The sequence below is a fragment of the Photobacterium kasasachensis genome, assembly GCF_050336885.1.
Lineage (GTDB): Bacteria > Pseudomonadota > Gammaproteobacteria > Enterobacterales > Vibrionaceae > Photobacterium > Photobacterium kasasachensis.
Window position 1 is genome coordinate 25,287 of record NZ_JAKJSH010000026.1, and the last position, 25,275, is coordinate 50,561.

Annotated in this window: 27 protein-coding genes; 26 read left to right on the plus strand and 1 reads right to left on the minus strand. The window is 51.7% G+C overall.

The features are described 5' to 3' along the window. Nucleotides 1-77 precede the first annotated feature (77 nt). The 26 genes from L4D19_RS26200 (at nucleotide 78) to L4D19_RS26325 (ending at nucleotide 23,659) form a co-directional block, all read left to right on the plus strand. Nucleotides 78-749 carry an amino acid ABC transporter permease gene (locus L4D19_RS26200; RefSeq protein ID WP_075762027.1) on the plus strand — a complete coding sequence of 224 codons (672 nt, stop codon included), beginning with the start codon at nucleotides 78-80 and terminating at the stop codon, nucleotides 747-749. Next, a complete protein-coding gene (locus tag L4D19_RS26205) occupies nucleotides 746-1,516 on the plus strand; it encodes an amino acid ABC transporter ATP-binding protein (RefSeq protein WP_428454865.1) in 771 nt (256 codons plus the stop codon). The genes L4D19_RS26200 and L4D19_RS26205 overlap by 4 nt, the downstream gene beginning before the upstream one ends. 151 nt (nucleotides 1,517-1,667) lie before the next feature. Further along, entirely contained in the window at nucleotides 1,668-1,802 is a 135-nt protein-coding gene (gene rpmH, locus L4D19_RS26210; protein WP_075762025.1) for a 50S ribosomal protein L34, read from the plus strand. A 12-nt stretch (nucleotides 1,803-1,814) separates the two neighbouring features. After that, nucleotides 1,815-2,171 (plus strand): ribonuclease P protein component, encoded by a 357-nt coding sequence (gene rnpA / locus L4D19_RS26215; protein WP_075762051.1) that lies wholly within the window; start codon nucleotides 1,815-1,817, stop codon nucleotides 2,169-2,171. After that, on the plus strand, nucleotides 2,138-2,395 hold the full coding sequence (gene yidD, locus L4D19_RS26220) for a membrane protein insertion efficiency factor YidD (RefSeq protein WP_075762024.1): 258 nt from the start codon (nucleotides 2,138-2,140) through the stop codon (nucleotides 2,393-2,395). The genes rnpA and yidD overlap by 34 nt, the downstream gene beginning before the upstream one ends. A 2-nt stretch (nucleotides 2,396-2,397) precedes the next feature. Then, complete coding sequence (gene yidC, locus L4D19_RS26225; protein WP_428454866.1) at nucleotides 2,398-4,014, plus strand: membrane protein insertase YidC; 1,617 nt, start codon at nucleotides 2,398-2,400, stop codon at nucleotides 4,012-4,014. A gap of 169 nt (nucleotides 4,015-4,183) precedes the next feature. After that, entirely contained in the window at nucleotides 4,184-5,551 is a 1,368-nt protein-coding gene (mnmE, locus tag L4D19_RS26230; RefSeq protein ID WP_428454867.1) for a tRNA uridine-5-carboxymethylaminomethyl(34) synthesis GTPase MnmE, read from the plus strand. Nucleotides 5,552-5,724: 173 nt separating this feature from the next. After that, nucleotides 5,725-6,171 (plus strand): FMN-binding protein MioC, encoded by a 447-nt coding sequence (gene mioC, locus L4D19_RS26235; RefSeq protein WP_428454868.1) that lies wholly within the window; start codon nucleotides 5,725-5,727, stop codon nucleotides 6,169-6,171. A gap of 427 nt (nucleotides 6,172-6,598) precedes the next feature. After that, on the plus strand, nucleotides 6,599-8,488 hold the full coding sequence (gene mnmG / locus L4D19_RS26240; protein ID WP_428454869.1) for a tRNA uridine-5-carboxymethylaminomethyl(34) synthesis enzyme MnmG: 1,890 nt from the start codon (nucleotides 6,599-6,601) through the stop codon (nucleotides 8,486-8,488). A 9-nt stretch (nucleotides 8,489-8,497) separates the two neighbouring features. After that, nucleotides 8,498-9,118 carry a 16S rRNA (guanine(527)-N(7))-methyltransferase RsmG gene (rsmG, locus tag L4D19_RS26245; protein ID WP_428454870.1) on the plus strand — a complete coding sequence of 207 codons (621 nt, stop codon included), beginning with the start codon at nucleotides 8,498-8,500 and terminating at the stop codon, nucleotides 9,116-9,118. 16 nt (nucleotides 9,119-9,134) lie between these two features. After that, nucleotides 9,135-9,929: a ParA family protein gene (locus tag L4D19_RS26250; protein ID WP_428454871.1), complete on the plus strand. Its 795-nt coding sequence runs from the start codon at nucleotides 9,135-9,137 to the stop codon at nucleotides 9,927-9,929. Nucleotides 9,930-9,938: 9 nt separating this feature from the next. Further along, nucleotides 9,939-10,832, plus strand: coding sequence for a ParB/RepB/Spo0J family partition protein (locus tag L4D19_RS26255; protein ID WP_428454872.1), 894 nt, complete (start codon nucleotides 9,939-9,941; stop codon nucleotides 10,830-10,832). A gap of 178 nt (nucleotides 10,833-11,010) precedes the next feature. Beyond that, nucleotides 11,011-11,400, plus strand: a complete 390-nt coding sequence (locus tag L4D19_RS26260) for a F0F1 ATP synthase subunit I (RefSeq protein ID WP_075762016.1) — start codon at nucleotides 11,011-11,013, stop codon at nucleotides 11,398-11,400. An 8-nt stretch (nucleotides 11,401-11,408) separates the two neighbouring features. Further along, on the plus strand, nucleotides 11,409-12,194 hold the full coding sequence (gene atpB / locus L4D19_RS26265) for a F0F1 ATP synthase subunit A (protein ID WP_160656649.1): 786 nt from the start codon (nucleotides 11,409-11,411) through the stop codon (nucleotides 12,192-12,194). Between the two features lie 66 nt (nucleotides 12,195-12,260). Further along, nucleotides 12,261-12,518: a F0F1 ATP synthase subunit C gene (atpE, locus tag L4D19_RS26270; RefSeq protein ID WP_005302247.1), complete on the plus strand. Its 258-nt coding sequence runs from the start codon at nucleotides 12,261-12,263 to the stop codon at nucleotides 12,516-12,518. A 49-nt stretch (nucleotides 12,519-12,567) separates the two neighbouring features. After that, nucleotides 12,568-13,038 (plus strand): F0F1 ATP synthase subunit B, encoded by a 471-nt coding sequence (gene atpF / locus L4D19_RS26275; RefSeq protein ID WP_075762014.1) that lies wholly within the window; start codon nucleotides 12,568-12,570, stop codon nucleotides 13,036-13,038. 16 nt (nucleotides 13,039-13,054) lie between these two features. Further along, the gene (gene atpH / locus L4D19_RS26280; protein ID WP_075762013.1) at nucleotides 13,055-13,588 is read left to right on the plus strand and encodes a F0F1 ATP synthase subunit delta; all 534 of its coding nucleotides are present in this window, start codon (nucleotides 13,055-13,057) and stop codon (nucleotides 13,586-13,588) included. Between the two features lie 16 nt (nucleotides 13,589-13,604). Continuing rightward, nucleotides 13,605-15,146: a F0F1 ATP synthase subunit alpha gene (gene atpA, locus L4D19_RS26285; protein WP_075762012.1), complete on the plus strand. Its 1,542-nt coding sequence runs from the start codon at nucleotides 13,605-13,607 to the stop codon at nucleotides 15,144-15,146. A gap of 44 nt (nucleotides 15,147-15,190) precedes the next feature. Next, on the plus strand, nucleotides 15,191-16,057 hold the full coding sequence (gene atpG / locus L4D19_RS26290; RefSeq protein WP_160656643.1) for a F0F1 ATP synthase subunit gamma: 867 nt from the start codon (nucleotides 15,191-15,193) through the stop codon (nucleotides 16,055-16,057). A 32-nt stretch (nucleotides 16,058-16,089) separates the two neighbouring features. Further along, complete coding sequence (gene atpD, locus L4D19_RS26295; protein ID WP_428454873.1) at nucleotides 16,090-17,496, plus strand: F0F1 ATP synthase subunit beta; 1,407 nt, start codon at nucleotides 16,090-16,092, stop codon at nucleotides 17,494-17,496. 17 nt (nucleotides 17,497-17,513) lie between these two features. Next, nucleotides 17,514-17,936: a F0F1 ATP synthase subunit epsilon gene (locus L4D19_RS26300; RefSeq protein WP_075762009.1), complete on the plus strand. Its 423-nt coding sequence runs from the start codon at nucleotides 17,514-17,516 to the stop codon at nucleotides 17,934-17,936. Between the two features lie 250 nt (nucleotides 17,937-18,186). After that, a complete protein-coding gene (gene glmU, locus L4D19_RS26305; RefSeq protein ID WP_428454874.1) occupies nucleotides 18,187-19,548 on the plus strand; it encodes a bifunctional UDP-N-acetylglucosamine diphosphorylase/glucosamine-1-phosphate N-acetyltransferase GlmU in 1,362 nt (453 codons plus the stop codon). Between the two features lie 204 nt (nucleotides 19,549-19,752). Further along, the gene (locus tag L4D19_RS26310) at nucleotides 19,753-20,520 is read left to right on the plus strand and encodes a DeoR/GlpR family DNA-binding transcription regulator (RefSeq protein WP_428454875.1); all 768 of its coding nucleotides are present in this window, start codon (nucleotides 19,753-19,755) and stop codon (nucleotides 20,518-20,520) included. 20 nt (nucleotides 20,521-20,540) lie between these two features. Beyond that, on the plus strand, nucleotides 20,541-22,376 hold the full coding sequence (gene glmS / locus L4D19_RS26315; RefSeq protein ID WP_428454876.1) for a glutamine--fructose-6-phosphate transaminase (isomerizing): 1,836 nt from the start codon (nucleotides 20,541-20,543) through the stop codon (nucleotides 22,374-22,376). A 296-nt stretch (nucleotides 22,377-22,672) separates the two neighbouring features. After that, the gene (locus L4D19_RS26320) at nucleotides 22,673-23,050 is read left to right on the plus strand and encodes a helix-turn-helix transcriptional regulator (RefSeq protein WP_075762005.1); all 378 of its coding nucleotides are present in this window, start codon (nucleotides 22,673-22,675) and stop codon (nucleotides 23,048-23,050) included. Between the two features lie 249 nt (nucleotides 23,051-23,299). Beyond that, on the plus strand, nucleotides 23,300-23,659 hold the full coding sequence (locus L4D19_RS26325) for a helix-turn-helix transcriptional regulator (protein ID WP_428454877.1): 360 nt from the start codon (nucleotides 23,300-23,302) through the stop codon (nucleotides 23,657-23,659). A gap of 61 nt (nucleotides 23,660-23,720) precedes the next feature. On the opposite strand, the gene ilvA is transcribed toward L4D19_RS26325, so the two are convergent. Further along, entirely contained in the window at nucleotides 23,721-25,274 is a 1,554-nt protein-coding gene (ilvA, locus tag L4D19_RS26330; RefSeq protein ID WP_428454900.1) for a threonine ammonia-lyase, biosynthetic, read from the minus strand. Nucleotide 25,275 lies beyond the last annotated feature (1 nt).

The following is a 25,275-nucleotide window of genomic DNA, read 5'->3' on the forward strand; positions in this document are numbered from 1 at the left end:
ATCCATATACTTAAAGGCTCACCGCAAGGTGGGTCTTTGTCGCTTATTCACCCCTCAATAACGGAACTCTTATCCACATGGGCTTTGATTTTGACTACATGTTATCGCTGCTGCCTATTCTCCTGAAGTACCTGGGTACGACGTTGAATATGGCTGTCTGGGGTTTGCTTTTTGCCTTGGTCATTGCTGTGACGCTGGCGCTGGTCAGAGTGTACAAGCTGCCGGTACTGGATCAGCTCAGCCAGCTCTACATCAGCTTCTTCCGCGGCACCCCGCTGCTGGTTCAGCTTTTTTTGCTCTACTATGGCCTGCCGCAGGTGTTCCCTGTTTTTGTCGGCCTTGACGCCTTCAGCGCCGCAGTCATCGGCCTGAGCCTGCATTTTGCCGCGTACAAGGCGGAGAGTATCCGTGCAGCCATCATCGGGATTGACCGCAGCCAGATGGAGGCAAGCCTGTCGATCGGGATGACCGGCCTGCAGGCCATGAGACGGATCATTCTGCCGCAGGCAACCCGGGTCGCCCTGCCCTCGCTGATGAACTACTTCATCGACATGATTAAATCAACGTCACTGGCCTTTACACTGGGTGTGGCGGAAATTATGGCCAAGGCCCAGATGGAAGCCTCCTCAAGCTTCAAGTTCTTCGAGGCTTTTCTGGCCGTCGCCCTCATTTACTGGGGGATGGTACTGGTACTGACCCGGATCCAGAACTGGGCGGAAGCAAAACTCAACAAGGCATACACACGATGATCAAGCTTAACAATCTCACCAAGCGCTTTGGCGACGCCACCATCTTTTCCGGCATTGACCTGACCATAGAGAAAGGCGAAATCGTCGTAGTGATCGGCCCGTCGGGTACGGGAAAATCCACCCTGCTGCGCTGTATCAACTTTCTTGAAACAGCCAACCGCGGCCACATTACTATCGGGGATGTCACCATTGACAGCCAGCAGGCAGCCAAGAGCGATATCATTGCCCTGCGCCGCAAAACAGGGTTTGTGTTCCAGAACTATGCCTTGTTTGCGCACCTGACGGCGAAGCAGAATATCGCCGAAGGGTTGATCACGGTAAAAGGCTGGAAAAAAGACGACGCCTTTCAGCGCGCGCAGCAGATTCTTGATGATATAGGCCTCGGCGACAAGGGAGAGCACTATCCCGCCGCCCTGTCCGGCGGCCAGCAGCAACGGGTCGGCATCGGTCGTGCCATGGCCCTGGAGGCCGATTTGCTGCTGTTTGACGAGCCGACATCGGCGCTGGATCCGGAATGGGTCGGTGAAGTACTGACCTTGATGCAGAAACTGGCGACCCGCCACCAGACCATGCTGGTGGTCACTCACGAGATGCAATTTGCCCGCGAAGTCGCTGATCGGGTGATCTTTATGGCCGACGGAGGGTTCGTCGAGCAGGGAACGCCAGAGCAGATCTTCACCAACCCGCAGGATCCTCGACTACAAAAGTTCCTGAATAAGGTTGGGATCCGCGAAGGATCCTTGCACTCGGCGCCACAAGAAGTATAATTCAGCGCCCGTTGCTAACAACGGGTATAATTATTGACTATTTAGAGGTCAGTGATTACAATTCCGCCTCTTTGTTTAGAGGTACCGGTTGTTCGCAGTCGGAAACTCAGTAACAAACTTAAAAACTGATCAGTTAATTTAAGGTAAAACCATGAAACGCACTTTTCAACCTTCAGTTCTAAAGCGCAAGCGTAGCCACGGTTTCCGTGCACGCATGGCTACTAAGAACGGTCGCGCTGTAATCAACGCACGTCGCGCTAAAGGCCGTAAGCGTCTTTCTAAGTAATCTTTGATTATTTTGAATAAGCTCGCTTTCGCTCGGGAGTTACGTTTGTTAACTCCCGAACATTATAAAAAAGTCTTCCAGCAAGCTCACCGTGCTGGCTCTCCCCACTTAACTATTCTTGCCCGTAACAACGACCTTAATCATCCCCGTCTCGGCTTGGCTGTTCCCAAAAAACAGATCAAAACTGCTGTTGGCAGAAATAAGTTCAAGCGCATCGTGCGTGAAAGCTTCCGCCTCAAGCAAGCCGATCTGCCAGCCAAAGATTTTGTCGTTATCGCCAGGAAAAGCGCCAGTGAGCTGAGCAACGAAGAGCTCTTTAAATTGCTAGATAAACTATGGCATCGCCTGTCTCGCCCTTCGCGTGGCTAGTCGTTGGACTAGTCCGCTTTTACCAACTGGCAATAAGTCCGCTTATTGGACCACGCTGTCGCTATACCCCAACATGTTCCCAATACGCAATTGAAGCAATAAAAGCGCATGGAGCGATAAAAGGTTGTTGGTTCGCAGCGAAACGTCTATTAAGATGTCATCCTTTAACCGACGGTGGTTATGACCCCGTTCCGCCAACCAAGCATAACGACAGAGATAAGTAACGATGGATTCCCAACGCAATATTCTGTTAATTGCCCTACTGTTCGTCTCGTTCCTGCTGTATCAGCAGTGGAACATGGACAACACCCCTCAACCACAAGGACAGGGTGTAGCGCAACAAGTCAACACAAGTGGTGATGTTCCTTCACATTCAACTGACGGCCAGCCGATCACTGAACAAAGCACATCCGACAATCTAATCACCATCAATACAGATGTACTGGCGCTTACTGTCGATACGCTTGGTGGCGATGTGATCGAAGCCCAATTGCTGGCTTACGACAACGAACTCAATTCAGAAGACCCGTTTGTTCTTCTGAAAAACGAGCAGGGCCACAGCTATACCGCACAGTCAGGCCTTATCGGTGCCAACGGTATCGATACCACCGCCGGCCGTGCCCAGCTAGTGGTTGATGCCGACAGCTTTACCCTTGCCGACGACCAGGACGAGCTGCGCGTACCAATGACGTATGAAAAAGACGGCATCCAGTACACCAAGACTTTCGTACTTAAACGCGGCAGCTATGCGGTCGATGTTGAATACAGCATCAACAACCAGTCAGCAGCACCGGCAAGCGTTCAGATGTATGCCCAGCTGAAGCAGAACCTGATGGATGACGGCGGCAGCCTGACGATGCCGACCTACCGCGGTGGTGCTTACTCGGCTGACGATACCAAATACAAGAAGTACAGCTTTGAAGATATGCAGGACAAGAACCTGAACCTGACTATCGCCAACCAGGGCTGGGCGGCAATGATGCAGCACTACTTCGTTTCGGCGTGGATCCCGCGTACCGACGAAGCCACTAACCTGTACACCCGTACCGGCAACGGCCAGGGTTACATTGGTGTACGTATGCCTGCAACCACGGTTCCTGCAGGTAGCGAGCAGACACTAACTGCCACCCTGTGGGTCGGTCCTAAACTGCAGGATCAGATGGAAGCCACCGCGCCTAACCTGAACCTGACCGTCGACTACGGCTGGCTATGGTTTATCGCCAGCCCGCTTCACATGCTACTGTCGTTCATCCAGGGCATCGTTGTGAACTGGGGTGTGGCGATCATGATGCTGACCTTTATTGTCCGTGGTGCGATGTACCCACTGACCAAGGCTCAGTACACCTCAATGGCCAAAATGCGTATGCTGCAGCCTAAACTGCAAGCAATGCGCGAGCGCCTGGGCGACGATCGCCAGCGTATGAGCCAGGAAATGATGGAACTGTACAAGAAAGAGAAAGTGAACCCACTGGGTGGCTGTCTGCCAATCTTGCTACAGATGCCTATCTTCATTGCCCTGTACTGGTCACTGATGGAATCTGTCGAACTGCGTCATTCACCTTTCTTTGGCTGGATCCACGACCTGTCTGCACAGGACCCGTACTACATCCTGCCGATCCTGATGGGTGCGTCGATGTTTATGATCCAGAAGATGAGCCCGACCACGGTGACCGATCCGATGCAGCAGAAGATCATGACCTTCATGCCGGTAATGTTCACGTTCTTCTTCCTGTTCTTCCCGTCAGGTCTGGTCCTTTACTGGCTGGTATCTAACGTCGTGACCCTGATCCAGCAGACGCTGATCTACCGTTCACTCGAGAAGAAAGGGCTGCATTCGAAGTAATGTAACCCCATGAACTCCCCAAAGGCGGCCAATGGCCGCCTTTTTCCGTTATGGCACGGGTGTCGCAGCAAAGGAAATCTGCCTCACAGCCAACCATCTAAGCTATTACTAGGTTTTCCCACCTACTCTGTTTACAATTGCAGCGAATTTACAAAGCAAAGCCAAAATTATGATCGAACATACTGATACCATTGTTGCGCAAGCTACCCCTCCGGGCCGTGGCGGCGTCGGCATTATTCGCGTCTCGGGCCCAAAAGCCAACGAGGTCGCACTCGCGGTAGCCGGCCGTGAACTCAAAACCCGTTATGCCGAATACCTACCGTTCAAAAACGAGGACGGTAACGCACTGGATCAGGGCATCGCTTTATTCTTCAAGGGACCGAACTCCTTTACCGGTGAGGATGTGCTGGAGCTACAGGGCCACGGCGGCCCGGTACTGATGGATATGATGATCAAGCGTATCCTGAAAATTGACGGTATCCGCCCGGCGCGTCCGGGGGAATTTTCCGAACGGGCTTTTATGAACGACAAGCTCGACCTGGCGCAGGCAGAGGCGATTGCCGATCTGATTGACGCCAGCTCGGAGGAAGCCGCCAAAAGTGCCTTCCAGTCGCTCCAGGGCGCCTTTTCGGGCCGGGTCAACGAGCTGGTGGAGGCACTCATCCACCTGAGAATCTATGTCGAAGCCGCTATCGACTTTCCGGAAGAAGAAATCGACTTCCTGTCTGACGGCAAGGTCAGCGGCGATCTCAACGGTATCATCGAACGCCTCGATGCCGTGCGCCGCGAAGCCAATCAGGGAGCGATAATGCGCGAAGGGATGAAGGTTGTTATCGCCGGGCGCCCTAACGCCGGCAAATCCAGCCTGCTCAACGCCCTGTCCGGCAAAGATTCTGCCATTGTCACCGATATCGCCGGCACCACCCGTGACGTACTTCGCGAGCATATCCATATTGATGGCATGCCACTGCATATCATTGATACCGCCGGCCTGCGCGAAGCCACCGACGAAGTCGAGCGTATCGGTATCGAGCGCGCGTGGGAGGAAATCCAGCAGGCCGACCGCGTACTGTTCATGGTTGACGGCACCACCACCGATGCCACCGATCCCAAAGAGATTTGGCCGGATTTCATCGAACGCCTGCCAGACAGCATGGGCCTGACGGTGATCCGCAACAAAGTCGAGCTGACGCACGAGGAAGCCGGGATCTGCCATGTCAACAACCCGACCCTAGTCCGCCTGTCGGCACGCACCGGCGCCGGGGTCGACAGCCTGCGCGAGCACCTGAAGGAATGTATGGGCTTTGCCGGCACCACCGAAGGCGGCTTCATGGCCCGGCGTCGCCACCTGGAGGCCCTGGAGCGCGCGGCAGAACACCTCGAGACCGGCAGAGACCAACTAGAGGGCTTCATGGCCGGAGAGATACTGGCCGAGGAGTTGCGCCTCGCCCAGCAGCACCTGAGCGAGATCACCGGCGAATTCACCTCTGACGATCTTCTCGGCCGGATCTTTACCTCGTTCTGTATCGGTAAATAACAGATCCCGCAACGCGATCACACCCGTAGCCTGTTCCGGATCTCCGGAACAGGCTGTGCATAACCCTTCTATAAAGATCCCCACTCCAGTAAGATCATGCTTTCCTCCCTGCTCTGAAGCAGTACAATGCTGTGTATAGATTTGTTGTGAATATCTAAACGGACAGAGAGACCATGCGCTATATCACCTTGATCACCGGCAGTACCCTCGGCGGTGCTGAATATGTTGCCGACCATCTCAGCGAATTGCTGGAACAACACGGCCACAGCACAGAAATCATCAATCAAGCCGACTTCGAACAGCTTTCCACCGACCATATCTGGCTACTCGTCTGCTCGACCCATGGTGCCGGTGAGTTTCCGGACAACATCCAGCCGTTTATTAAGCAGCTCACCAGCCAGAAACCCGATTTGTCGACATTGCAGTACGGGATCGTCGGGCTTGGCGACAGCAGCTATGACACTTTCTGCGCCGCGGCCAAAAATCTCGATCAGCAGCTAGCATCGCTCGGTGCAACCCGCCTCGGAGAGCGGCTTGATATCGATGTTTCCCAGGATCCCGTCCCTGAAGATCCTGCCGAACTGTGGCTGGAAACCTGGAAAAACACCCTCTGTGAATAAAATTCCAGCGAAAATTACTCAATATTTTCGCCTTTTTTAAACTTTTTTCTGTGGATAACTATAGATCTAAACGGTGATCAACCCATAGTTATCCATTGAATAAGTTTATACTCCTCACAGCCCTGTTGATAAGTAGCCATTTTGATCCCAGCTAATCCTTGTAGAGATCCAAGCTGCTCCACAGCAAATGATCCTTCCTAACACTATGATCATTAGGATCATTTATCGGTTATCCACATGATCGGGGGATCTATATAATAGATCTAACAGAAGATCTCTTTAAAAGATCTTATATATATTTAAAGAAGCCTTTCTTCTTGATCAAATGATCTTCACTAAAGATTCTCTCTTCCTCGGAAAAAGGATAGAATGATCCACCTTTGCTCGCAGATACGTACTGGCAATTTCGAATACCTGAGGTAGTTTCATGTTTTACCAGGAAAATTTTGATGTCATCGTGGTTGGTGGCGGCCATGCCGGCACTGAGGCCGCGTTGGCAGCAGCCCGAATGGGACAAAAAACCTTACTTTTGACGCATAACATCGATACGTTGGGACAGATGTCTTGCAACCCAGCCATTGGCGGGATCGGGAAAGGACACCTGGTTAAAGAAGTTGATGCCCTCGGCGGCCTGATGGCTCAGGCGATTGACAAGGGCGGGATCCAGTTCAGAACCCTGAACTCCTCCAAAGGGCCGGCAGTCCGGGCGACGCGTGCCCAGGCAGACCGTGCCCTGTACAAGGCTGCCGTACGTGAAAAACTGGAAAACCAGCCGAACCTGATGCTGTTCCAGCAGTCCGTAGATGATCTGATCGTTGAAAACGATCGTGTTGTCGGTGTGATCACCGAAATGGGACTGAAATTCCGCGGCAAGGCGGTGGTGCTGACTGTCGGCACTTTCCTGGGCGGCAAGATCCACATCGGGCTGGAAAACTACAGCGGTGGCCGTGCCGGGGATCCTCCGTCGATCGCCCTCGCATCTCGCCTGCGTGAGCTACCGTTCCGTGTTGACCGCCTGAAAACCGGTACACCACCCCGGATTGACGCCCGCACCGTTGATTTTGGCCAGCTACAGGCCCAGCACGGTGACAACCCGACGCCGTTGTTCTCGTTCATGGGCAAGGCATCGGATCATCCGCGCCAGATCCCGTGTTACATCACCCATACCAACGAGCAGACCCATGAGGTGATCCGCAATAACCTCGATCGCAGCCCGATGTATTCAGGGGTGATTGAAGGTATCGGCCCGCGCTACTGTCCGTCGATTGAAGACAAGGTAATGCGGTTTGCCGACAAGAATAGCCACCAGATTTTTATCGAGCCGGAAGGCCTGACAACACACGAGCTGTACCCGAACGGCATCTCGACCAGCCTGCCGTTTGATGTCCAGATGCAAATCGTCCGCTCGATGAAGGGCTTCGAGAATGCGGCGATTGTCCGCCCGGGCTATGCGATTGAATATGATTTCTTCGATCCGCGTGATTTGAAACAGACATTTGAAACCAAGTTTATCCAGGGCCTGTTCTTTGCCGGACAAATCAACGGTACAACAGGCTATGAAGAAGCCGCCGCGCAGGGCTTGCTGGCCGGTATGAATGCCGCATTGCTGGCACAGGACAAAGAAGGTTGGAGCCCGCGTCGTGATCAGGCCTATATGGGCGTCCTGATCGATGATCTCTCGACCATGGGTACCAAAGAGCCGTACCGCATGTTTACCTCACGTGCCGAATACCGTCTGCTGTTGCGCGAAGACAATGCCGACTTGCGCCTGACCGAAATTGGCCGTGAGTTTGGTCTGGTCGACGACGAGCGCTGGGCTCGCTTCAACCAGAAGATCGAGAATATGGCGCAGGAGCGCCAGCGTCTGAAAGATATCTGGATCAACCCGGCATCGGAACATGCCGAGGCGCTGAACATGATCCTCAAGACTCCGATCGCCCGCGAGGCCAGCGGTGAGGATCTGCTGCGCCGTCCCGAGGTGACCTATGAGCAGCTGACGGCCATCGAGGCCTTTGCCCCGGCTCATGATGATGCACAGGCGAGCGAGCAAGTTGAAATCCAGGTGAAATACCAGGGTTATATCGATCGCCAGAAAGACGAGGTCGAAAAATCCCTGCGCCATGAAAACACCAAGCTACCGTTTGAGCTGGATTACAGCGTGGTGAAGGGCCTGTCTAACGAGGTCATTGCAAAACTCAATGATGCCAAGCCGGAAACCATCGGCCAGGCGTCACGGATCTCGGGCGTTACGCCAGCGGCAATTTCCCTGCTGTTGGTTTACCTGAAAAAACAAGGCATGCTTAAGAAAGGCGAATAGGAGTCACCGGTGAAACAACGTTTGGCGCAACTGATCGCGCAAACTGACCTCGAGGTCACAGATCAGCAAGTGGAGCAACTGGTCGGTTATGTTGCCCTGCTGCATAAGTGGAACAAAGCGTATAATCTGACCTCTGTTCGCGATCCCCAGGATATGTTGGTGAAACATATTATGGATAGTATTGTGGTAAGCACTCACCTTGACGGTGAGCGCTTTATCGATGTCGGTACGGGACCGGGCTTGCCGGGGATCCCGCTGGCGATTATGAATCCGGACAAGGACTTTACCCTGCTCGATAGCCTGGGCAAGCGAATTCGCTTTATTCGCCAGGTGATCCATGAGCTGGGCATCGAGAATGTGACGCCGGTGCAGAGCCGGGTTGAGGAGTTTCAGCCCGAAGTCGGTTTTGATGCCGTCTTGAGCCGTGCATTTGCGTCGATGAATGATATGGTGTCCTGGTGCCATCACCTGCCGAACCCGAATGGGTGCTTTATGGCGCTGAAAGGACAGTTTAATCAACAAGAGGTCGTAGAGCTGCCGGAGTGGTGTTCTGTGACTGAGGTCAAATCTTTGCAAGTCCCTGAGCTAGAAGGTGAGCGCCATCTAGTAATCTTGACGGCAAAGGATTAATTGATGAGGTTTTTTCGTGGGAAGAGTCATAGCGGTTGCCAACCAGAAGGGAGGCGTGGGTAAAACCACCACTTGCGTTAATCTAGCGGCGTCACTGGCCGCAACACAGCGTAAAGTTCTAGTCATTGATCTGGATCCGCAGGGAAATGCCACCATGGCAAGCGGTGTCGATAAATATCAGGTTGATGCAACAGCCTATGATCTTCTGGTCGAAGAAACCCCGTTTAGCGAAGTGGCGATCACTGACACGACCGGCGGCTATCACCTGATTGCCGCCAACGGCGATGTGACGGCCGCCGAAATCAAGCTGATGGAAGTGTTTGCCCGCGAAGTTCGCCTGCGTAACGCTTTGGAGGTAGTTCGTGATAACTATGATTTCATCTTTATCGATTGTCCTCCGGCATTAAACCTTCTTACAATCAACGCTATGACAGCAGCTGATTCTGTGCTTGTCCCTATGCAGTGTGAGTATTTTGCGCTGGAAGGCCTGACCGCATTGATGGATACCATCAGCAAATTGACCGCCGTGGTAAATGCCGACCTGAAGATTGAAGGGTTGCTTCGTACCATGTATGACCCGCGTAACCGGTTGGCAAATGAAGTCTCCCAACAGCTGAAAAAGCACTTTGGCGAGAAAGTCTACCGTACCGTGATCCCACGAAATGTCCGTTTGGCAGAAGCGCCTAGCCACGGGCGTCCGGCAATGTACTACGATAAGTATTCCAGCGGCGCCAAGGCATATCTGGCCCTGGCCGGTGAAATTATTCGTCGTGACGAAGTCGAGCGCAATGCCGGCGCTGTGGATGCATAAGGGTAAACAATGAACATGAATAAGCGAGGTCTTGGAAAAGGCCTTGATGCGCTACTGGCTACCAGCTCGGTCGCCCAGGCGAAACAAAAAAGTGCCGAGCAGGCACAATCGCTCTCTGAGGAAGGAACGCTGAAAGATCTTCCGGTCCAGGCGCTGCAGGCCGGTAAGTTTCAGCCTCGTAAAGATATGTCGGATGAGGCGCTGGCTGAACTGTCAGACTCGATTCGGGCCCAGGGGGTGATTCAACCGATTGTGGTGCGCGAAGTCGCGCCGCAGCAGTTTGAGATTATTGCCGGTGAGCGACGCTGGCGCGCGGCCCGTCAAGCTGGGCTTCAGAAAGTCCCTTGTATTATTAAGGATGTTAATGATCGGGCGACGGTCGCCATTGCGCTAATAGAGAATATCCAGCGGGAAGATCTCAATGCGATGGAAGAGGCGCAGGCGCTGGAACGGCTGCAGAATGAATTTTCGCTGACCCACCAGCAGGTTGCCGAAGCCGTGGGTAAATCGCGCGCTGCCGTATCAAACCTGTTGCGTTTGAATCAGCTCTCGGAGCCGGTTAAGCGGATGGTCGAGCAGAGACTGCTCGAAATGGGCCATGCCCGTGCCCTGCTCGCGCTTGAGTCCGAGCAACAGTTGGAAGCGGCCCAAATGGTTGTTGCTAAGCTGTTAACGGTTCGTGACACCGAGAAGCTGGTGAAGAAACTTTTACAACCTGTTGCCGAGCCAAAAGTGAAAGCTGTGAATGCCCAGCTCGAAGCGGCAGAAAATCACCTAAGTGAACACTTTGGCACCCAGGTGGCGATTAATCAGCAGAAAAACGGTAAAGGAAAAATCGTTTTCAGCTTTGATGAAGCCCACAAACTGAAGCAATTCATTGCAATGTTTGGTCACGAAATGTGACATAAAACGTGCATATTTTGTTGCAAAATTTACAACGACGTGATCAGGTTATTGTGTTGTAAAATCTAACACTTTTTTTTGCTGCGATTAGATTGCATTCAATCTAATGAGCCGTATAATTTTCGCAGTTTTCCCAGCACGACGTTTGTGTAGTGGAATGGACTCGAGGAACGAATACATGGTATCGGCGCTAGTTAGACCGGGCCGCCAACTGGCGAAACGGTTGCTCTTGCTACAATCTGGCGTCGTTTTGACAACGGCATTACTGGCAGTATTTGCTGTCAGTGTTGACTGGGGAATCTCCGCATTAATTGGTGGCGGCATTTTTGTAATTGCCAATGCTGTCTTTGCTAAATGCGCCTTTCTGTTCAGCGGTGCCCGCCGGGCCCGGTTGATCATGGCGTCATTTTACGGTGGAGAAGTGCTGAAAATCCTCATCACGGTCATCCTGTTTGCCATTGTTTACCTGTATGTCGAGGTGGAACTTGTTCCCCTCAAACTGACCTATTTGCTGGCTCTTGGTATTAATATCTTTGGGCCGGTTTTATTCATTAACAACAACAAATAGGATGAGTTATGGCTGCGCCAGGTGAAGCGCTAACGCCGTCAGGCTACATTACTCACCACTTGACTAACTTGTCGGTGGGTGAGGGTTTCTGGACGGTTCATATAGATAGCCTGTTTTTCTCCGCTTTCACAGGACTGCTCTTTCTAGGGCTATTCTACAAGGCAGCGAAAACAGCGACATCAGGAGTTCCAGGAAAACTACAGTGTTTTGTGGAGATAATGGTCGAATTCGTTGATAGCAGCGTTAAAGAGACCTTCCATGGCCGCAATAAACTGATAGCTCCTTTGGCTCTGACCATATTCTGTTGGATCATGCTGATGAACATCATGGACTTAGTGCCAATTGATTTTCTTCCGTATCCGGCGGAGCATTGGTTAGGTATTCCTTATCTTAAGGTAGTACCGAGTGCTGATGTCAACATCACCATGGCAATGGCGTTGGGTGTGTTTGCTTTGATGCTCTACTACAGCATCAAAATCAAAGGCCTTGGCGGTTTTGCAAAAGAACTGGCACTTCACCCGTTCAATCACCCGGTAATGATCCCGTTCAACTTGCTGCTTGAAGTAGTGTCGTTGCTAGCGAAGCCTATTTCGCTTGGTATGCGTCTGTTCGGTAACATGTTTGCCGGTGAGGTGGTGTTTATCCTAATTGCGGCATTAATGCCGTGGTGGGCACAATGGCTGGGCTCGGTCCCGTGGGCAATTTTCCACATCCTGGTCATTACAATTCAATCATTCGTGTTTATGATGTTGACTATTGTGTACCTGTCTCAGGCGCATGAAGACAATCATTAACGATTATTTGTAAATTTTTAATTTTTTACTGGCACTTTAGCCGACAACTATAAACTGGAGATAGTGATGGAAACTTTACTAAGCTTTTCTGCAATTGCCGTGGGCATCATTGTAGGTCTTGCTGCACTGGGTACAGCGATCGGCTTCGCACTTCTAGGTGGTAAATTCCTTGAAGGTGCAGCTCGTCAACCTGAAATGGCACCTATGCTGCAAGTTAAGATGTTCATCATTGCAGGTCTGCTTGATGCGGTTCCAATGATCGGTATCGTAATCGCTCTACTATTCACATTCGCAAACCCATTCGTTGGCCAACTAGCTGGTTAATAAATAAAAACGAACGGACCCATAGCAACCCTTTTTAAGGAGATGCGTTGTGAATATGAATGCAACTTTGCTGGGTCAGGCAATCGCCTTCTTCCTATTCGTGGTTTTCTGCATGAAATATGTATGGCCACCAATTATGGAAGCGATTGAAGATCGTCAGAAGAAAATTGCTGACGGTTTGGCAGCCGCTGATCGTGCTGCCAAAGACCTGAACCTAGCGCAGGCAAATGCTTCTGAGCAATTAAAGGAAGCAAAACACACTGCAACTGAACTTGTTGAGCAAGCGAATAAACGCAAAGCTCAAATCATCGACGAAGCGAAGGCTGAAGCCCTTGCTGAGCGTGACAAAATTCTGGCTCAAGGTCTTGCTGAGATCGAAGCAGAACGTAACCGCGCGCGCGATGATCTGCGCAAACAAGTTGCAACTCTAGCTGTGATTGGTGCTGAGAAAATCATTGAGCGTTCTATCGATAAGGATGCCCATGCTGATCTTCTTAACAAAGTCACTGCAGAACTGTAATTAAAGGGGCAAGCACATGTCTGATATGACTACTATCGCACGCCCCTACGCTAAAGCAGCCTTTGATTTTGCGGTTGAGAAAGGTGAGCTGGCCCAATGGGCTGAAATGCTCACCTTTACTGCTGAGGTGGCAACGAATGACACTATTCAGGATGTCCTGGATAGTGGTTATGCTGCCGAGAAGCTGACTGAAATCTTTATTTCGGTTTGCGGCGAGCAACTCAACGAATTCGGTCAGAACTTGATTAAAGTGATGGCCGAGAACGGACGCCTGAAAGCGCTACCTGATGTCTGCGACGAGTTCCTGTTCCTGAAAAATGAACATGAAAAGACTATCGATGCGGAAGTAACCTCGGCGGTTACCCTCGACGATAGCCAACTTGCCGCGATCAGCGCGAAACTGGAAGAGCGTCTGGAACGTAAGGTTAAGCTGAATTGCAGTGTAGACGAGACCCTGATTGCCGGGGTTGTGATTAGAGCTGGAGACTTAGTCATCGATAACTCAGTACGCGGAAAACTAAACCGCCTGAGCGATACTTTGCAGTCTTGATTTGGGGAATTGGAGCATGCAACTTAATTCCACGGAAATTAGCGCACTGATCAAGCAGCGTATTGAAAAATTCAACGTTGTAAGTGAAGCGCGTAACGAAGGTACTATCATTTCCGTAAGTGACGGTATCATTCGTATCCATGGCCTTGCTGACGTAATGCAAGGTGAAATGATTGAATTACCTGGTGGCCGTTTTGCACTGGCACTTAACCTTGAGCGTGACTCGGTTGGTGCGGTTGTAATGGGCCCATATGCCGACCTACAGGAAGGCATGAAAGTAACGGGTACTGGTCGTATTCTTGAAGTACCAGTAGGCCCGGCGCTACTTGGCCGTGTTGTTAACACGCTGGGTGAGCCTATCGATGGTAAAGGTCCAATTGAAACCGAGACATTCTCTCCGGTTGAAGTAATTGCACCAGGTGTTATCGACCGTAAATCAGTCGACCAGCCAGTTCAGACTGGTTATAAAGCGGTTGACTCAATGATCCCAATCGGCCGTGGCCAGCGTGAGCTAGTTATCGGTGACCGCCAGACTGGTAAAACAGCGATGGCGATCGATGCGATCATCAACCAGAAAAACTCTGGTATTTACTCTGTTTATGTTGCTATCGGCCAGAAAGCGTCAACTATCGCTAACGTAGTGCGCAAACTGGAAGAGCACGGTGCACTGGCAAACACTATTGTGGTTGTGGCATCGGCGTCTGAAGCAGCTGCATTGCAGTACCTTGCGCCATACGCAGGTTGTGCAATGGGTGAATACTTCCGTGACCGCGGTGAAGATGCGCTGATCGTATATGATGACCTGTCTAAGCAGGCTGTTGCGTACCGTCAGATTTCACTTCTTCTTCGTCGTCCACCAGGTCGTGAAGCATTCCCTGGTGACGTTTTCTACTTACACTCTCGTCTACTAGAGCGTGCTGCTCGTGTAAACGAAAACTACGTAGAAAAATTCACTAACGGTGAAGTGAAAGGTCAAACTGGTTCCCTAACTGCGCTGCCGATCATCGAAACGCAGGCAGGTGACGTATCAGCATTCGTACCGACCAACGTTATCTCGATCACTGATGGTCAGATCTTCCTACAGACAGAGCTGTTCAACGCCGGTATTCGCCCAGCGGTTGACCCAGGTATCTCTGTATCGCGTGTAGGTGGTTCTGCTCAGACCAAGATCATCAAGAAGCTATCTGGCGGTATCCGTACTGCACTGGCACAGTACCGTGAACTAGCGGCGTTTGCCCAGTTCTCGTCTGATCTTGATGAAGCAACCAAGAAGCAGCTTGACCACGGTCAGAAAGTAACAGAGCTGATGAAGCAGAAGCAGTACGCGCCAATGTCTGTCTTCGAGCAAGCGCTTGTTATCTTTGCTGCGGAAAAAGGCTATCTGAACGATGTTGAGCTGACTAAGCTTGCTGACTTCGAAGCTGCGTTGCTTTCATATGCCAAAGCTCACTATGTAGAGCTTGTATCTCAGGTAGATGAAACGGGTGCTTGGAACGGCGAAATCGAAGAGCAGTTTGTAAAACTGGTTGAAGATTTCAAAGCGACCCAGACTTGGTAATTGGTTGGTGATCGCTTGCGATCACCTACTAACGGAGAGTAACGATGGCCAGCGCAAAAGAGATTCGTAACAAGATCGGCAGTGTGCAAAACACACAGAAGATCACAAAAGCGATGGAAATGGTGGCCGCGTCTAAAATGCGTAAAACGCAAGACGCGATGGAATCATCACGTCCATACGCACAAACTATGCGCAAAGTGATCGGTCATATCGCCCTTGGTAGCCTCGAGTATAAGCACCCTTATCTCGAAGAGCGTGAAGCCAAGCGCGTGGGTTACATCATTGTTTCTACTGACCGCGGTCTGTGTGGCGGTTTGAACATTAACCTGTTCAAACAAGTCATGACAGACGTTCAAGGCTGGTCAGAAAAAGGTGCAGACGTTGACTTGGCGCTTGTTGGTGCAAAGGCAACTGCATTCTTTAACAGCTACGGCGGTAACGTGGTCGCTCAGGTGTCAGGTCTGGGAGATTCCCCGACGGTTGACGAGCTGATCGGTACCGTTGGCGTAATGCTGAAGAAATATGATGAAGGCCAATTGGATCGCCTGTACCTGGTTTACAACAAATTTGTAAACACCATGGTTCAGGAACCAGTGATTGATCAATTGCTACCTTTGCCTAAGTCAGAAGACGAAGAAATGCAGCGCAACCACTCTTGGGATTATATCTATGAGCCCGAGCCGAAAGCCCTGCTGGATACCCTACTGATTCGCTATGCCGAATCACAGGTATACCAGGGCGTGGTCGAGAACCTTGCCAGTGAGCAAGCGGCTCGAATGGTTGCGATGAAAGCAGCGACAGACAATGCTGGAAACTTGATTGACGAACTACAGCTTGTGTACAACAAAGCCCGTCAGGCGGCGATTACACAAGAACTGTCAGAAATCGTTTCTGGTGCATCGGCTGTTTAAGGCAAAGAATTAATAAGTTTAGAGGATTAACGATGGCTACAGGTAAGATCGTACAGATCATCGGTGCGGTAGTCGACGTAGAGTTTCCGCAGGACTCTGTACCACAGGTATATGACGCCCTTCACGTTGATGCAAAAGAGAACGGTACGCTAGTTCTTGAAGTTCAGCAGCAGCTTGGTGGCGGTGTTGTACGTGGTATCGCAATGGGTACTTCTGATGGCTTACGTCGTGGTTTGTCTGTTGAAAACACAGGCCGCCCAATTGAAGTTCCAGTTGGTACAGCTACTCTAGGACGTATCATGAACGTTCTGGGTCAGCCAATCGACGAGTGTGGTGATATCGGTGAAGAAGAGCGTTACGCGATTCACCGTGAAGCACCAAGCTACGAAGAGCAGTCAAACGCAACTGAGTTGCTTGAGACTGGTGTGAAAGTTATCGACCTGATTTGCCCATTCGCCAAGGGTGGTAAAATCGGTCTATTCGGTGGTGCCGGTGTAGGTAAAACCGTAAACATGATGGAACTTATCAACAACATCGCCCTGCAGCACTCAGGTCTGTCGGTATTTGCTGGTGTTGGTGAGCGTACTCGTGAAGGTAACGATTTCTACTACGAGATGCAGGAAGCGGGCGTTGTTAACGTCGAGAATCCTGAAGAGTCTAAAGTAGCAATGGTTTACGGCCAGATGAACGAGCCACCGGGTAACCGTCTACGTGTTGCACTGACTGGTCTGACAATGGCTGAACGTTTCCGTGACGAAGGTCGTGACGTACTGCTGTTCATCGATAACATCTACCGTTATACCCTTGCGGGTACAGAGGTATCGGCACTTCTGGGTCGTATGCCATCTGCGGTAGGTTACCAGCCAACTCTTGCAGAAGAGATGGGTGTACTTCAGGAGCGTATCACGTCAACGAAGACTGGTTCTATCACATCGGTTCAGGCGGTATACGTACCTGCGGATGACTTGACGGATCCATCGCCGGCAACAACGTTTGCCCACTTGGATGCAACAGTTGTACTTTCTCGTCAGATCGCTTCTCTGGGTCTATACCCAGCGATTGACCCACTAGATTCAACATCTCGTATGCTTGATCCGCTAGTGGTTGGTCAGGAGCACTACGAGATCGCTCGTGGCGTGCAGAGCCTTCTGCAGCGTTATAAAGAGCTGAAAGACATCATTGCAATCCTAGGTATGGACGAGCTATCTGAAGAAGACAAGCAAGCCGTATCTCGTGCACGTAAGATTGAGCGTTTCCTAACTCAGCCTTACCACGTTGCTGAAGTCTTCACAGGTGACCCAGGTATCTACGTAGCGCTGAAAGACACGCTGCGTAGCTTTAAAGGTCTTCTTGGTGGCGAATACGATGACATCCCAGAGCAGGCATTCATGTACTGCGGCGCGATCGAAGACGTATTGGAAAACGCGAAGAAGCTTTAAGCTGAGTAGGAGGCGACATGGCAGCGATAACCTTCCATCTAGACGTAGTCAGCGCAGAGAAGAAACTGTTTTCTGGCCGTGCTGAAAATGTTCAGGTGACCGGTAGCGAAGGTGAACTGGGTATTCACGCAGGACACACACCGCTGCTGACCGCTATCACGCCGGGCATGGTTCGAATCACTAAACAGCACGGCGAGGAAGAGATCATCTACCTTTCCGGCGGTATGCTGGAAGTCCAGCCGAGCTCCGTTACGGTGCTGGCTGACACTGCAATCCGTGGTGAAGATTTGGATGCTGCGAAGGCGGAAGAAGCGAAACGTCAGGCTGAGGAGCATATCCACAACCAGCATGGCGATATCGACTTTGCTCAAGCGGCCAGTGACCTGGCTAAAGCAATCGCTCAGCTACGAGTTATCGAGCTGACGCGAAAAGCGCGTTAATCAGGCGCATGACGCAAAAAAGCGACCCTAGGGTCGCTTTTTTTATGCCTGCTGCCTGGCGGTGCTGGTCGTTTATGAATACCTGATAGTATTGTCATTGTTTGCTGCACGCCGTGTGTTTTGTTGCATTTGCAGGCGATATCCGGTTATTACTCGCAAAAAAAAATCTATTTTTCTTAAACCTTCCTGGGTGAACCGATACAATGCGGGAAGTTTAAAATTGAATATGCATCAAGAAGGATTATCTATCATGAGCTTCAGTGCTGTGATCCTGGCGGCGGGTAAAGGAACCCGCATGTACTCGAATTTACCTAAGGTGCTGCATAAGTTGGCCGGCAAGCCGATGGCCAAGCATGTTATCGATACCTGTGGCGGCCTGGGGGCAGAGAATATTCACCTGGTCTATGGTCACGGCGGTGAGCAAATGCAGGAAGCCCTGGCTGAAGAGCCGGTGAACTGGGTACTCCAGGCAGAGCAGCTGGGGACGGGCCATGCGGTTAACCAGGCCTGCCCGGATCTTGCCGACGACGAGAAAGTGCTGATCCTGTACGGTGATGTGCCGCTGATCAGTGGCCAGACATTGGAAAACCTTCTTGATGCCCAGCCTGAGGGCGGTATTGCCCTGCTGACGGTGGTACTTGACGATCCGACTGGCTATGGCCGCATCGTCCGTCGTAATGGCCCGGTGGTGGCGATTGTCGAGCAGAAAGATGCTTCTGAAGAGCAGAAGCTGATCAAAGAGATCAATACCGGGGTGATGGTCGCCAACGGTGGCGATCTTAAGCGCTGGCTGGCCGCACTTAAAAACGATAACGCCCAGGGCGAGTACTACCTGACTGATATTATTGCGACGGCCCACAATGAAGGCCGTGCCGTTGAAGCTGTCCACCCGGTAAAGGCGATTGAAGTTGAAGGGGTGAACAACCGTATTCAGCTGGCAAGACTGGAGCGGGCTTATCAGGCGATGCAGGCAGAGCGCTTGCTTGAACAAGGTGTGATGCTGCTCGATCCGGCTCGTTTTGACTTACGCGGTGAGCTGCAGTGCGGCACGGACGTTGAGATCGACGTCAATGTTATTATCGAGGGCTCCGTGTCCCTGGGGGATAACGTGGTGATCGGCGCAGGCTGTGTGCTGAAAGACTGTGAGATTGATGACAACACGATTGTACGGCCGTATAGCGTGATTGAAGGTGCGACGGTCGGTGAAGACTGTACGGTTGGGCCGTTTACTCGCTTGCGCCCGGGGGCCGAGCTGGTGGGTGACTCGCACGTCGGTAACTTTGTCGAAATGAAGAAGGCGCGTCTGGGCAAGGGCTCGAAAGCTAACCACCTGACCTATCTGGGCGATGCCGAGATCGGCGATCGGGTTAATATCGGTGCCGGTACGATTACCTGTAACTACGACGGTGCCAACAAGTTCAAGACCGAAATAGAAGATGATGTCTTTATTGGTTCTGATACCCAGCTGATCGCCCCGGTAAAAGTGGCCAAGGGTGCGACCATTGGTGCCGGCGCGACAATCAACCGTGATATCGGTGAAGGTGAGTTAGTCATTACTCGCGCCCCAGCCCGTACCATCAAAGGCTGGAAACGCCCGGTGAAACAAAAGTAATAACCGCTTTTGGGTAATAAAAGGCAAGGGCTCTCCTTGCCTTTTTTGTATCCGAGCGACCACATTGATTCTCTTTCCTTCCCTCTCCTTTCTTCACTATATCTTCTTTTTTATGAAAAATTAATTGCATAATCTTGATCGAGAAAGTTTTGATCTGCTACCATTTCTTTCAAATCGAAACTTTAAACTATCAGTTCGTAATTTATGTCGAAGCGAAATACCCAGCAGCGCCGTCATGCCATTGTCTCCAAGGTCAATGAAGCCGGTGAAGTCAGCGTTGATCAGCTGGCGAAGTTTTTTGCCACCTCGGAAGTCACCATTCGAAAAGACCTTGCTGCTCTGGAAAAGAACGGTTTATTGCTGCGCCGTTATGGCGGTGCGATTGCGATGCCGACCGAAATGGTCAGTGAGGTAGAAGAAAATGTTTCGGTTCGTAAGTTAGCGATTGCCAAGGCGGCGGCTGAGCGGATCCGTGACCATAACCGGGTCATCATCGACAGCGGCAGTACCACGGCGGGCCTGATTGGCTTGCTGGGTGGCAAGCAGGGGCTGATAGTGATGACTAACTCACTGAGCGTTGCCAATGCTTTAAATGAGCTGGAGGACGAGCCTACTTTGCTGATGACCGGCGGTACCTGGGATCCGCATTCGGAAGCGTTTCAGGGCCAGGTAGCAGAGTCTGTGCTGCGCTCCTATGACTTTGACCAGCTGTTTATCGGGGCTGACGGCATTGATATTGCACGCGGTACCACGACGTTTAATGAACTGATCGGGCTGAGCCGGGTGATGGCCGAGGTGTCTCGTGAGGTGGTGGTGATGGTCGAATCGAGCAAGGTTGGACGCAAGATCCCCAACCTTGAACTTCCCTGGTCGAATATCAGTACCCTGATCACCGACGATGGCTTGAGTGACGAAGCGAAACAACAGATTGAACAGCATGGTGTACAGGTGATCTGTACGGCATCGGAATAAACTTTGAGAGAGAAACGATTATGTGTGGGATTGTTGGTGCAGTAGCACAGCGTGATGTAGCTGAAATTCTTGTCGAAGGCCTGCGCCGTCTGGAATATCGTGGCTATGACTCTGCCGGTGTGGCGGTGGTTGATAGCGAGAGTAACCTAAGCCGCGTCCGCCGCCTTGGTAAAGTGCAGGAGCTGGCCGATGCTGTCGAGCAGTCACCGCTTGTCGGTGGAACCGGTATTGCCCATACGCGCTGGGCGACGCATGGCGAGCCGTCTGAGGCTAATGCCCATCCGCATATGTCCGGTGACAACATTGCGCTGGTCCATAACGGGATCATTGAGAATCATGAAGAACTGCGCGAGTTGCTGACAGAGCGCGGCTACGCATTTGTCTCGCAGACTGACACCGAAGTGATTGCTCACTTGGTTGAGTGGGAGCTGCGCACAGCTGCTACTTTGCTTGAGGCGGTACAGAAAACTGCGGCTCAGCTTGAAGGTGCCTACGGGACGGTTGTAATGGATCGCCGCGACCCTGAGCGTGTTGTGGTTGCGCGTTCCGGCAGTCCGCTGGTGATTGGTCTGGGTGTTGGTGAGAACTTCCTGGCCTCGGATCAGCTGGCACTGCTGAATGTGACCCGTCGCTTTATGTTCCTTGAAGAAGGCGATGTGGCTGAAATCACCCGCCGCGAAGTGAATATCTTTGATGCTGACGGTCAGCCGGCTACTCGCGAGGTGCACGAATCTAACCTGCAGCAGGATGCCGCTGACAAGGGTCAGTACCGTCACTACATGCAGAAAGAAATCTACGAGCAGCCTAGTGCGCTGATTAACACCATGGAAGGCCGTATCGGCAGTGATTCTGTGATTGTTGAAAGCATCGGCAACGGTGCGACCGATATTCTGGAGAATGTCGAGCATGTGCAGATTGTCGCCTGTGGTACTTCCTACAATGCGGGTATGGTTGCCCGCTACTGGTTCGAGGCAATGGCCGGTGTTAGCTGTGATGTCGAGATCGCCTCGGAGTTCCGCTACCGCAAGTTTGTTACCCGTCCAAATAGCCTGCTGATCACCCTGTCCCAGTCGGGCGAGACTGCCGATACACTTGCAGCCCTCCGTTTGGCCAAAGAAAAAGGCTATATGGCTGCAATGACCATCTGTAACGTTGCTGGCTCATCATTGGTTCGTGAATCCGATCTGGCCTTCATGACCCGCGCCGGTACCGAAATTGGTGTGGCATCCACCAAGGCATTTACCACCCAGCTGGTAACGCTGCTGATGTTTGTGACCGCTCTGGGTAAAGAGAAAGGCCTGATTGATACGGCCAAAGAGAAAGCGATCGTCGATTCTCTGCATTCGCTACCGACTCAGGTTGAGAAAGCTCTGGCATTCGACAAGCCAATCGAGCAGCTGGCCGAAGATTTTGCCGACAAGCACCATGCCCTGTTCCTTGGTCGCGGTGAGTTTTACCCGATTGCCATGGAAGCGTCACTGAAGCTGAAAGAGATCTCTTACATTCACGCCGAGGCCTATGCGGCAGGTGAGCTAAAACATGGCCCGTTGGCACTGATTGATGCTGACATGCCGGTTATCGTCGTGGCACCAACCAATGACTTGCTTGAGAAACTGAAGTCGAATATCGAGGAAGTACGTGCCCGCGGCGGCTTGCTGTATGTCTTCGCTGACAGCGAGGCAGGCTTCGAAGAGGTTGACGGGATGAAGATCATTACTATGCCTCGTGTTGATGAAGTGATTGCCCCTATTTTCTACACAGTACCAATGCAGCTGCTGTCGTACCATGTCGCGCTGATCAAGGGAACCGATGTGGATCAGCCTCGTAACCTGGCGAAAGCTGTGACGGTTGAATAACTGACTTTTTGAGAGTCTCAATAATGAGAAAAGGTGCCAACTTTGGCGCCTTTTCTCGTTTTTGAGCATGGGAGAAGCTACTCTCTAGACAAGATTGACTAGTTTTATTGCGAAATAGGAAAAAAGATCTGCATTGTGACGAACTGCAACTCATAATAAGAATCTCATCAATAATAATATTTTTAAGTTATTGATTTTTAGTCTTTTTATTTCTTTCTGTAAAGTTGGCTTATGTTATGCACCCCTAGGATTGAAAGCTGGGCAGTATTCATTTAATTCTGTATTGGAGGTTAGACATGACAGATCCCAAAGCGAAAATCGCGGCGCGAATTAAGGAAGCGCGTGAGTGGAAAGGGCTTACCCAGGTCCATATGGCGCAGCAGTTGCGTGTCGCTCGCCAGACCTATCTCGATTTGGAAACCGGAAAAACCGAACCCAAAGTCAGGCTGCTGTCTGAGATTTCGGAAATCACCGAGCGTCCCCTGACCTGGTTTGTCTACGGTGACGAAGGGATAGAAATCTTGGAAAGTGAGTACAAAGAGGAAATTGATCGTCTATTGCAATACTTTAGCCGCCTCCCCCACTCGGCCAGAAATGTTATTTTGCAGCAGAGTATTAACCTGGCCGGCTTTATGGCGGAATACACCCGGGCACTGACCCAGAAAGACAAATAAATCTCATATCAATACGCATTTAATTACTATGCTTTTTGTATGTATACAATGTTTTACATTAGTGATTTAAGTTGTCTGCTTTGCTCGACATTAAACGTATAGGCTCACAGTTTCGCTAGCTCTGTAGTGAACTTATGCAATTCTGTTAGATAATTTCCCGTTCTTTGACACTTTTTCCTGCAATTACAACTTGTTGTCTTTGTCTGAGAGAAAGGTTAGTTAGGGACATAATTAACAGATGGTGGCTAAATGCAAAGCTCAAAACCACACATTGCGGCGCGAGTTCGAGATGCCAGAGAGTGGAAAGAGATTTCGCAAGTTGCAATGGCAAAGCGCCTTGATATTGCAAGGCAAACATACCTTGACCTTGAGTCGGGGAAAACCGAGCCAAGGATAACAACCCTGATGAAGATTGCGGAGATCACCGGGCGACCATTGACCTGGTTTATTGATGAGGGGACGATCCCGCAGTCTGTACACCAGCATGCTCAGAGCCAACAGCTGATCGAATTGTTAGATAAGGTGCCGGAGCCGCTGAAAACCAAGCTCATTGCCCACCAGATAGGCATGATAAGCAGCTATATAGAGCACTTGGATTCTGTGAAATAGCTCATCAGTACCGAGTAAAAAGCAGCCCGGAGGCTGCTATTTTAGTGGGTCATACATGGCGTTACTGCGCCAGGAAGAACTTATAGGCAGGGTTATCTGTTTCATCCTTCCACTGGTACCCCAGCTCACGGAGATGGCTGGTGAATGACAGCAAATCATGGTCTTCCAGTTCGAACCCGCATAACACCCGGCCGTAGTCGGCACCATGGTTGCGGTAGTTGAACAAACTGATGTTCCAGTGTGTGCCAAGAGTATTTAAAAATTTCAGCAACGCCCCCGGGTATTCCGGAAACTCAAAGCTGTATAGCCGCTCTTTTAGTGGTTTCGACGGTCGGCCGCCGATCATGTAGCGGACGTGGACCTTGGCCATTTCATCGTCAGACAAATCAACCACCGGATAGCCGCCTTTGCGAAGGTCGTGGATGATGCTGTCCAGCTCTTCCTGCCCCTGCAGCAAGCGAACGCCGACAAAGACATTGGCCAGAGCATCGTCGTTGTAGCGGTAGTTAAATTCCGTCACTGCCCGCCCGCCGATAATATGGCAGAAATCCAGAAACGCCCCCGGTCGCTCGGGGATCGTGACGGCCAGCAATCCCTCGCGTTTCTCACCCAGTTCGCAACGTTCCGACACATAGCGCAGGCCATGAAAGTTCAGGTTGGCCCCCGACAGAATGGCGGCCAGTTGCTGATCTTGCAGCTGGTGCACTTCGGCATACTTTTTCAGCCCGGCCAGAGACAGGGCTCCGGATGGCTCGGCAATGGCACGGGTATCTTCGAAGATGTCTTTGACGGCCGAGCAGATCTCGTCACTGGTCACCGTGATCACATCATCGATATATTGCTGACAAAGCCGGAAGGTTTCTTCCCCGATCCGTTTTACCGCGACACCGTCGGCAAACATACCGACCTGATCCAGCGTCACCGGCTCACCGGCATCGAGTGCCGCCTTGAGGCAGGCCGAGTCTTCCGCCTCGACCCCGATAACCTTGATTTCCGGCATCAATTGCTTGAGTAGCACTGACACCCCTGCGGCCAGACCACCACCACCTACCGGAACGAAGACATAGTTGAGATGGCCGTTTTGCTGGACCAGTTCAATGCCTATCGTGCCCTGTCCTGCAATGACGGACGGGTGATCGAACGGCGGAATGAAGGTATAGCTATGCTGGGCTGCCAGCGTCTCGGCATGGGCCTTGGCCTCGTCGAAGTTGCCGCCGTGAAGGACGACCTTACCGCCGAAGCTTCTGACCGCATCCACCTTGATATCCGGTGTGGTACGCGGCATGACAATGGTGGTGCTGACCCCGAGCTGCTTGCCTGACAGCGCCAGCCCCTGGGCGTGGTTGCCTGCCGAGGCGGCAATCACCCCGGCCTGACGTTGTGCCTCGGTGAGCTGGGCCATCATGGTATAGGCACCGCGCAGCTTGAACGAATGGACCGGCTGGCGGTCCTCCCGTTTAAGCTGAACGCTGTTGCCCAGCCTTGCGGCCAGGCGGTTCATGGTCTGCAACGGAGTGACCTGAGCCACCTCGTAAACCGGTGCCCGAAGAATATCGCGAAGGTAGTCGGCTCCGCTTGGTAGCGCTACATCCCCGGCCTGTTTCACTTCGCTCATC

What these genes read in the sequence shown, in the direction of transcription:
- L4D19_RS26200 (WP_075762027.1), top strand. Translation starts at nt 78, where the DNA reads ATGGGCTTTGATTTTGACTACATGTTATCGCTGCTGCCTATTCTCCTG.
- L4D19_RS26205 (WP_428454865.1), top strand. Translation starts at nt 746, where the DNA reads ATGATCAAGCTTAACAATCTCACCAAGCGCTTTGGCGACGCCACCATC.
- rpmH (WP_075762025.1), top strand. Translation starts at nt 1,668, where the DNA reads ATGAAACGCACTTTTCAACCTTCAGTTCTAAAGCGCAAGCGTAGCCAC.
- yidD (WP_075762024.1), top strand. Translation starts at nt 2,138, where the DNA reads ATGGCATCGCCTGTCTCGCCCTTCGCGTGGCTAGTCGTTGGACTAGTC.
- yidC (WP_428454866.1), top strand. Translation starts at nt 2,398, where the DNA reads ATGGATTCCCAACGCAATATTCTGTTAATTGCCCTACTGTTCGTCTCG.
- mnmE (WP_428454867.1), top strand. Translation starts at nt 4,184, where the DNA reads ATGATCGAACATACTGATACCATTGTTGCGCAAGCTACCCCTCCGGGC.
- mioC (WP_428454868.1), top strand. Translation starts at nt 5,725, where the DNA reads ATGCGCTATATCACCTTGATCACCGGCAGTACCCTCGGCGGTGCTGAA.
- mnmG (WP_428454869.1), top strand. Translation starts at nt 6,599, where the DNA reads ATGTTTTACCAGGAAAATTTTGATGTCATCGTGGTTGGTGGCGGCCAT.
- L4D19_RS26255 (WP_428454872.1), top strand. Translation starts at nt 9,939, where the DNA reads ATGAACATGAATAAGCGAGGTCTTGGAAAAGGCCTTGATGCGCTACTG.
- L4D19_RS26260 (WP_075762016.1), top strand. Translation starts at nt 11,011, where the DNA reads ATGGTATCGGCGCTAGTTAGACCGGGCCGCCAACTGGCGAAACGGTTG.
- atpB (WP_160656649.1), top strand. Translation starts at nt 11,409, where the DNA reads ATGGCTGCGCCAGGTGAAGCGCTAACGCCGTCAGGCTACATTACTCAC.
- atpE (WP_005302247.1), top strand. Translation starts at nt 12,261, where the DNA reads ATGGAAACTTTACTAAGCTTTTCTGCAATTGCCGTGGGCATCATTGTA.
- atpH (WP_075762013.1), top strand. Translation starts at nt 13,055, where the DNA reads ATGTCTGATATGACTACTATCGCACGCCCCTACGCTAAAGCAGCCTTT.
- atpA (WP_075762012.1), top strand. Translation starts at nt 13,605, where the DNA reads ATGCAACTTAATTCCACGGAAATTAGCGCACTGATCAAGCAGCGTATT.
- atpG (WP_160656643.1), top strand. Translation starts at nt 15,191, where the DNA reads ATGGCCAGCGCAAAAGAGATTCGTAACAAGATCGGCAGTGTGCAAAAC.
- atpD (WP_428454873.1), top strand. Translation starts at nt 16,090, where the DNA reads ATGGCTACAGGTAAGATCGTACAGATCATCGGTGCGGTAGTCGACGTA.
- L4D19_RS26300 (WP_075762009.1), top strand. Translation starts at nt 17,514, where the DNA reads ATGGCAGCGATAACCTTCCATCTAGACGTAGTCAGCGCAGAGAAGAAA.
- glmU (WP_428454874.1), top strand. Translation starts at nt 18,187, where the DNA reads ATGAGCTTCAGTGCTGTGATCCTGGCGGCGGGTAAAGGAACCCGCATG.
- L4D19_RS26310 (WP_428454875.1), top strand. Translation starts at nt 19,753, where the DNA reads ATGTCGAAGCGAAATACCCAGCAGCGCCGTCATGCCATTGTCTCCAAG.
- glmS (WP_428454876.1), top strand. Translation starts at nt 20,541, where the DNA reads ATGTGTGGGATTGTTGGTGCAGTAGCACAGCGTGATGTAGCTGAAATT.
- L4D19_RS26320 (WP_075762005.1), top strand. Translation starts at nt 22,673, where the DNA reads ATGACAGATCCCAAAGCGAAAATCGCGGCGCGAATTAAGGAAGCGCGT.
- L4D19_RS26325 (WP_428454877.1), top strand. Translation starts at nt 23,300, where the DNA reads ATGCAAAGCTCAAAACCACACATTGCGGCGCGAGTTCGAGATGCCAGA.
- ilvA (WP_428454900.1), bottom strand. Translation starts at nt 25,274, where the DNA reads ATGAGCGAAGTGAAACAGGCCGGGGATGTAGCGCTACCAAGCGGAGCC.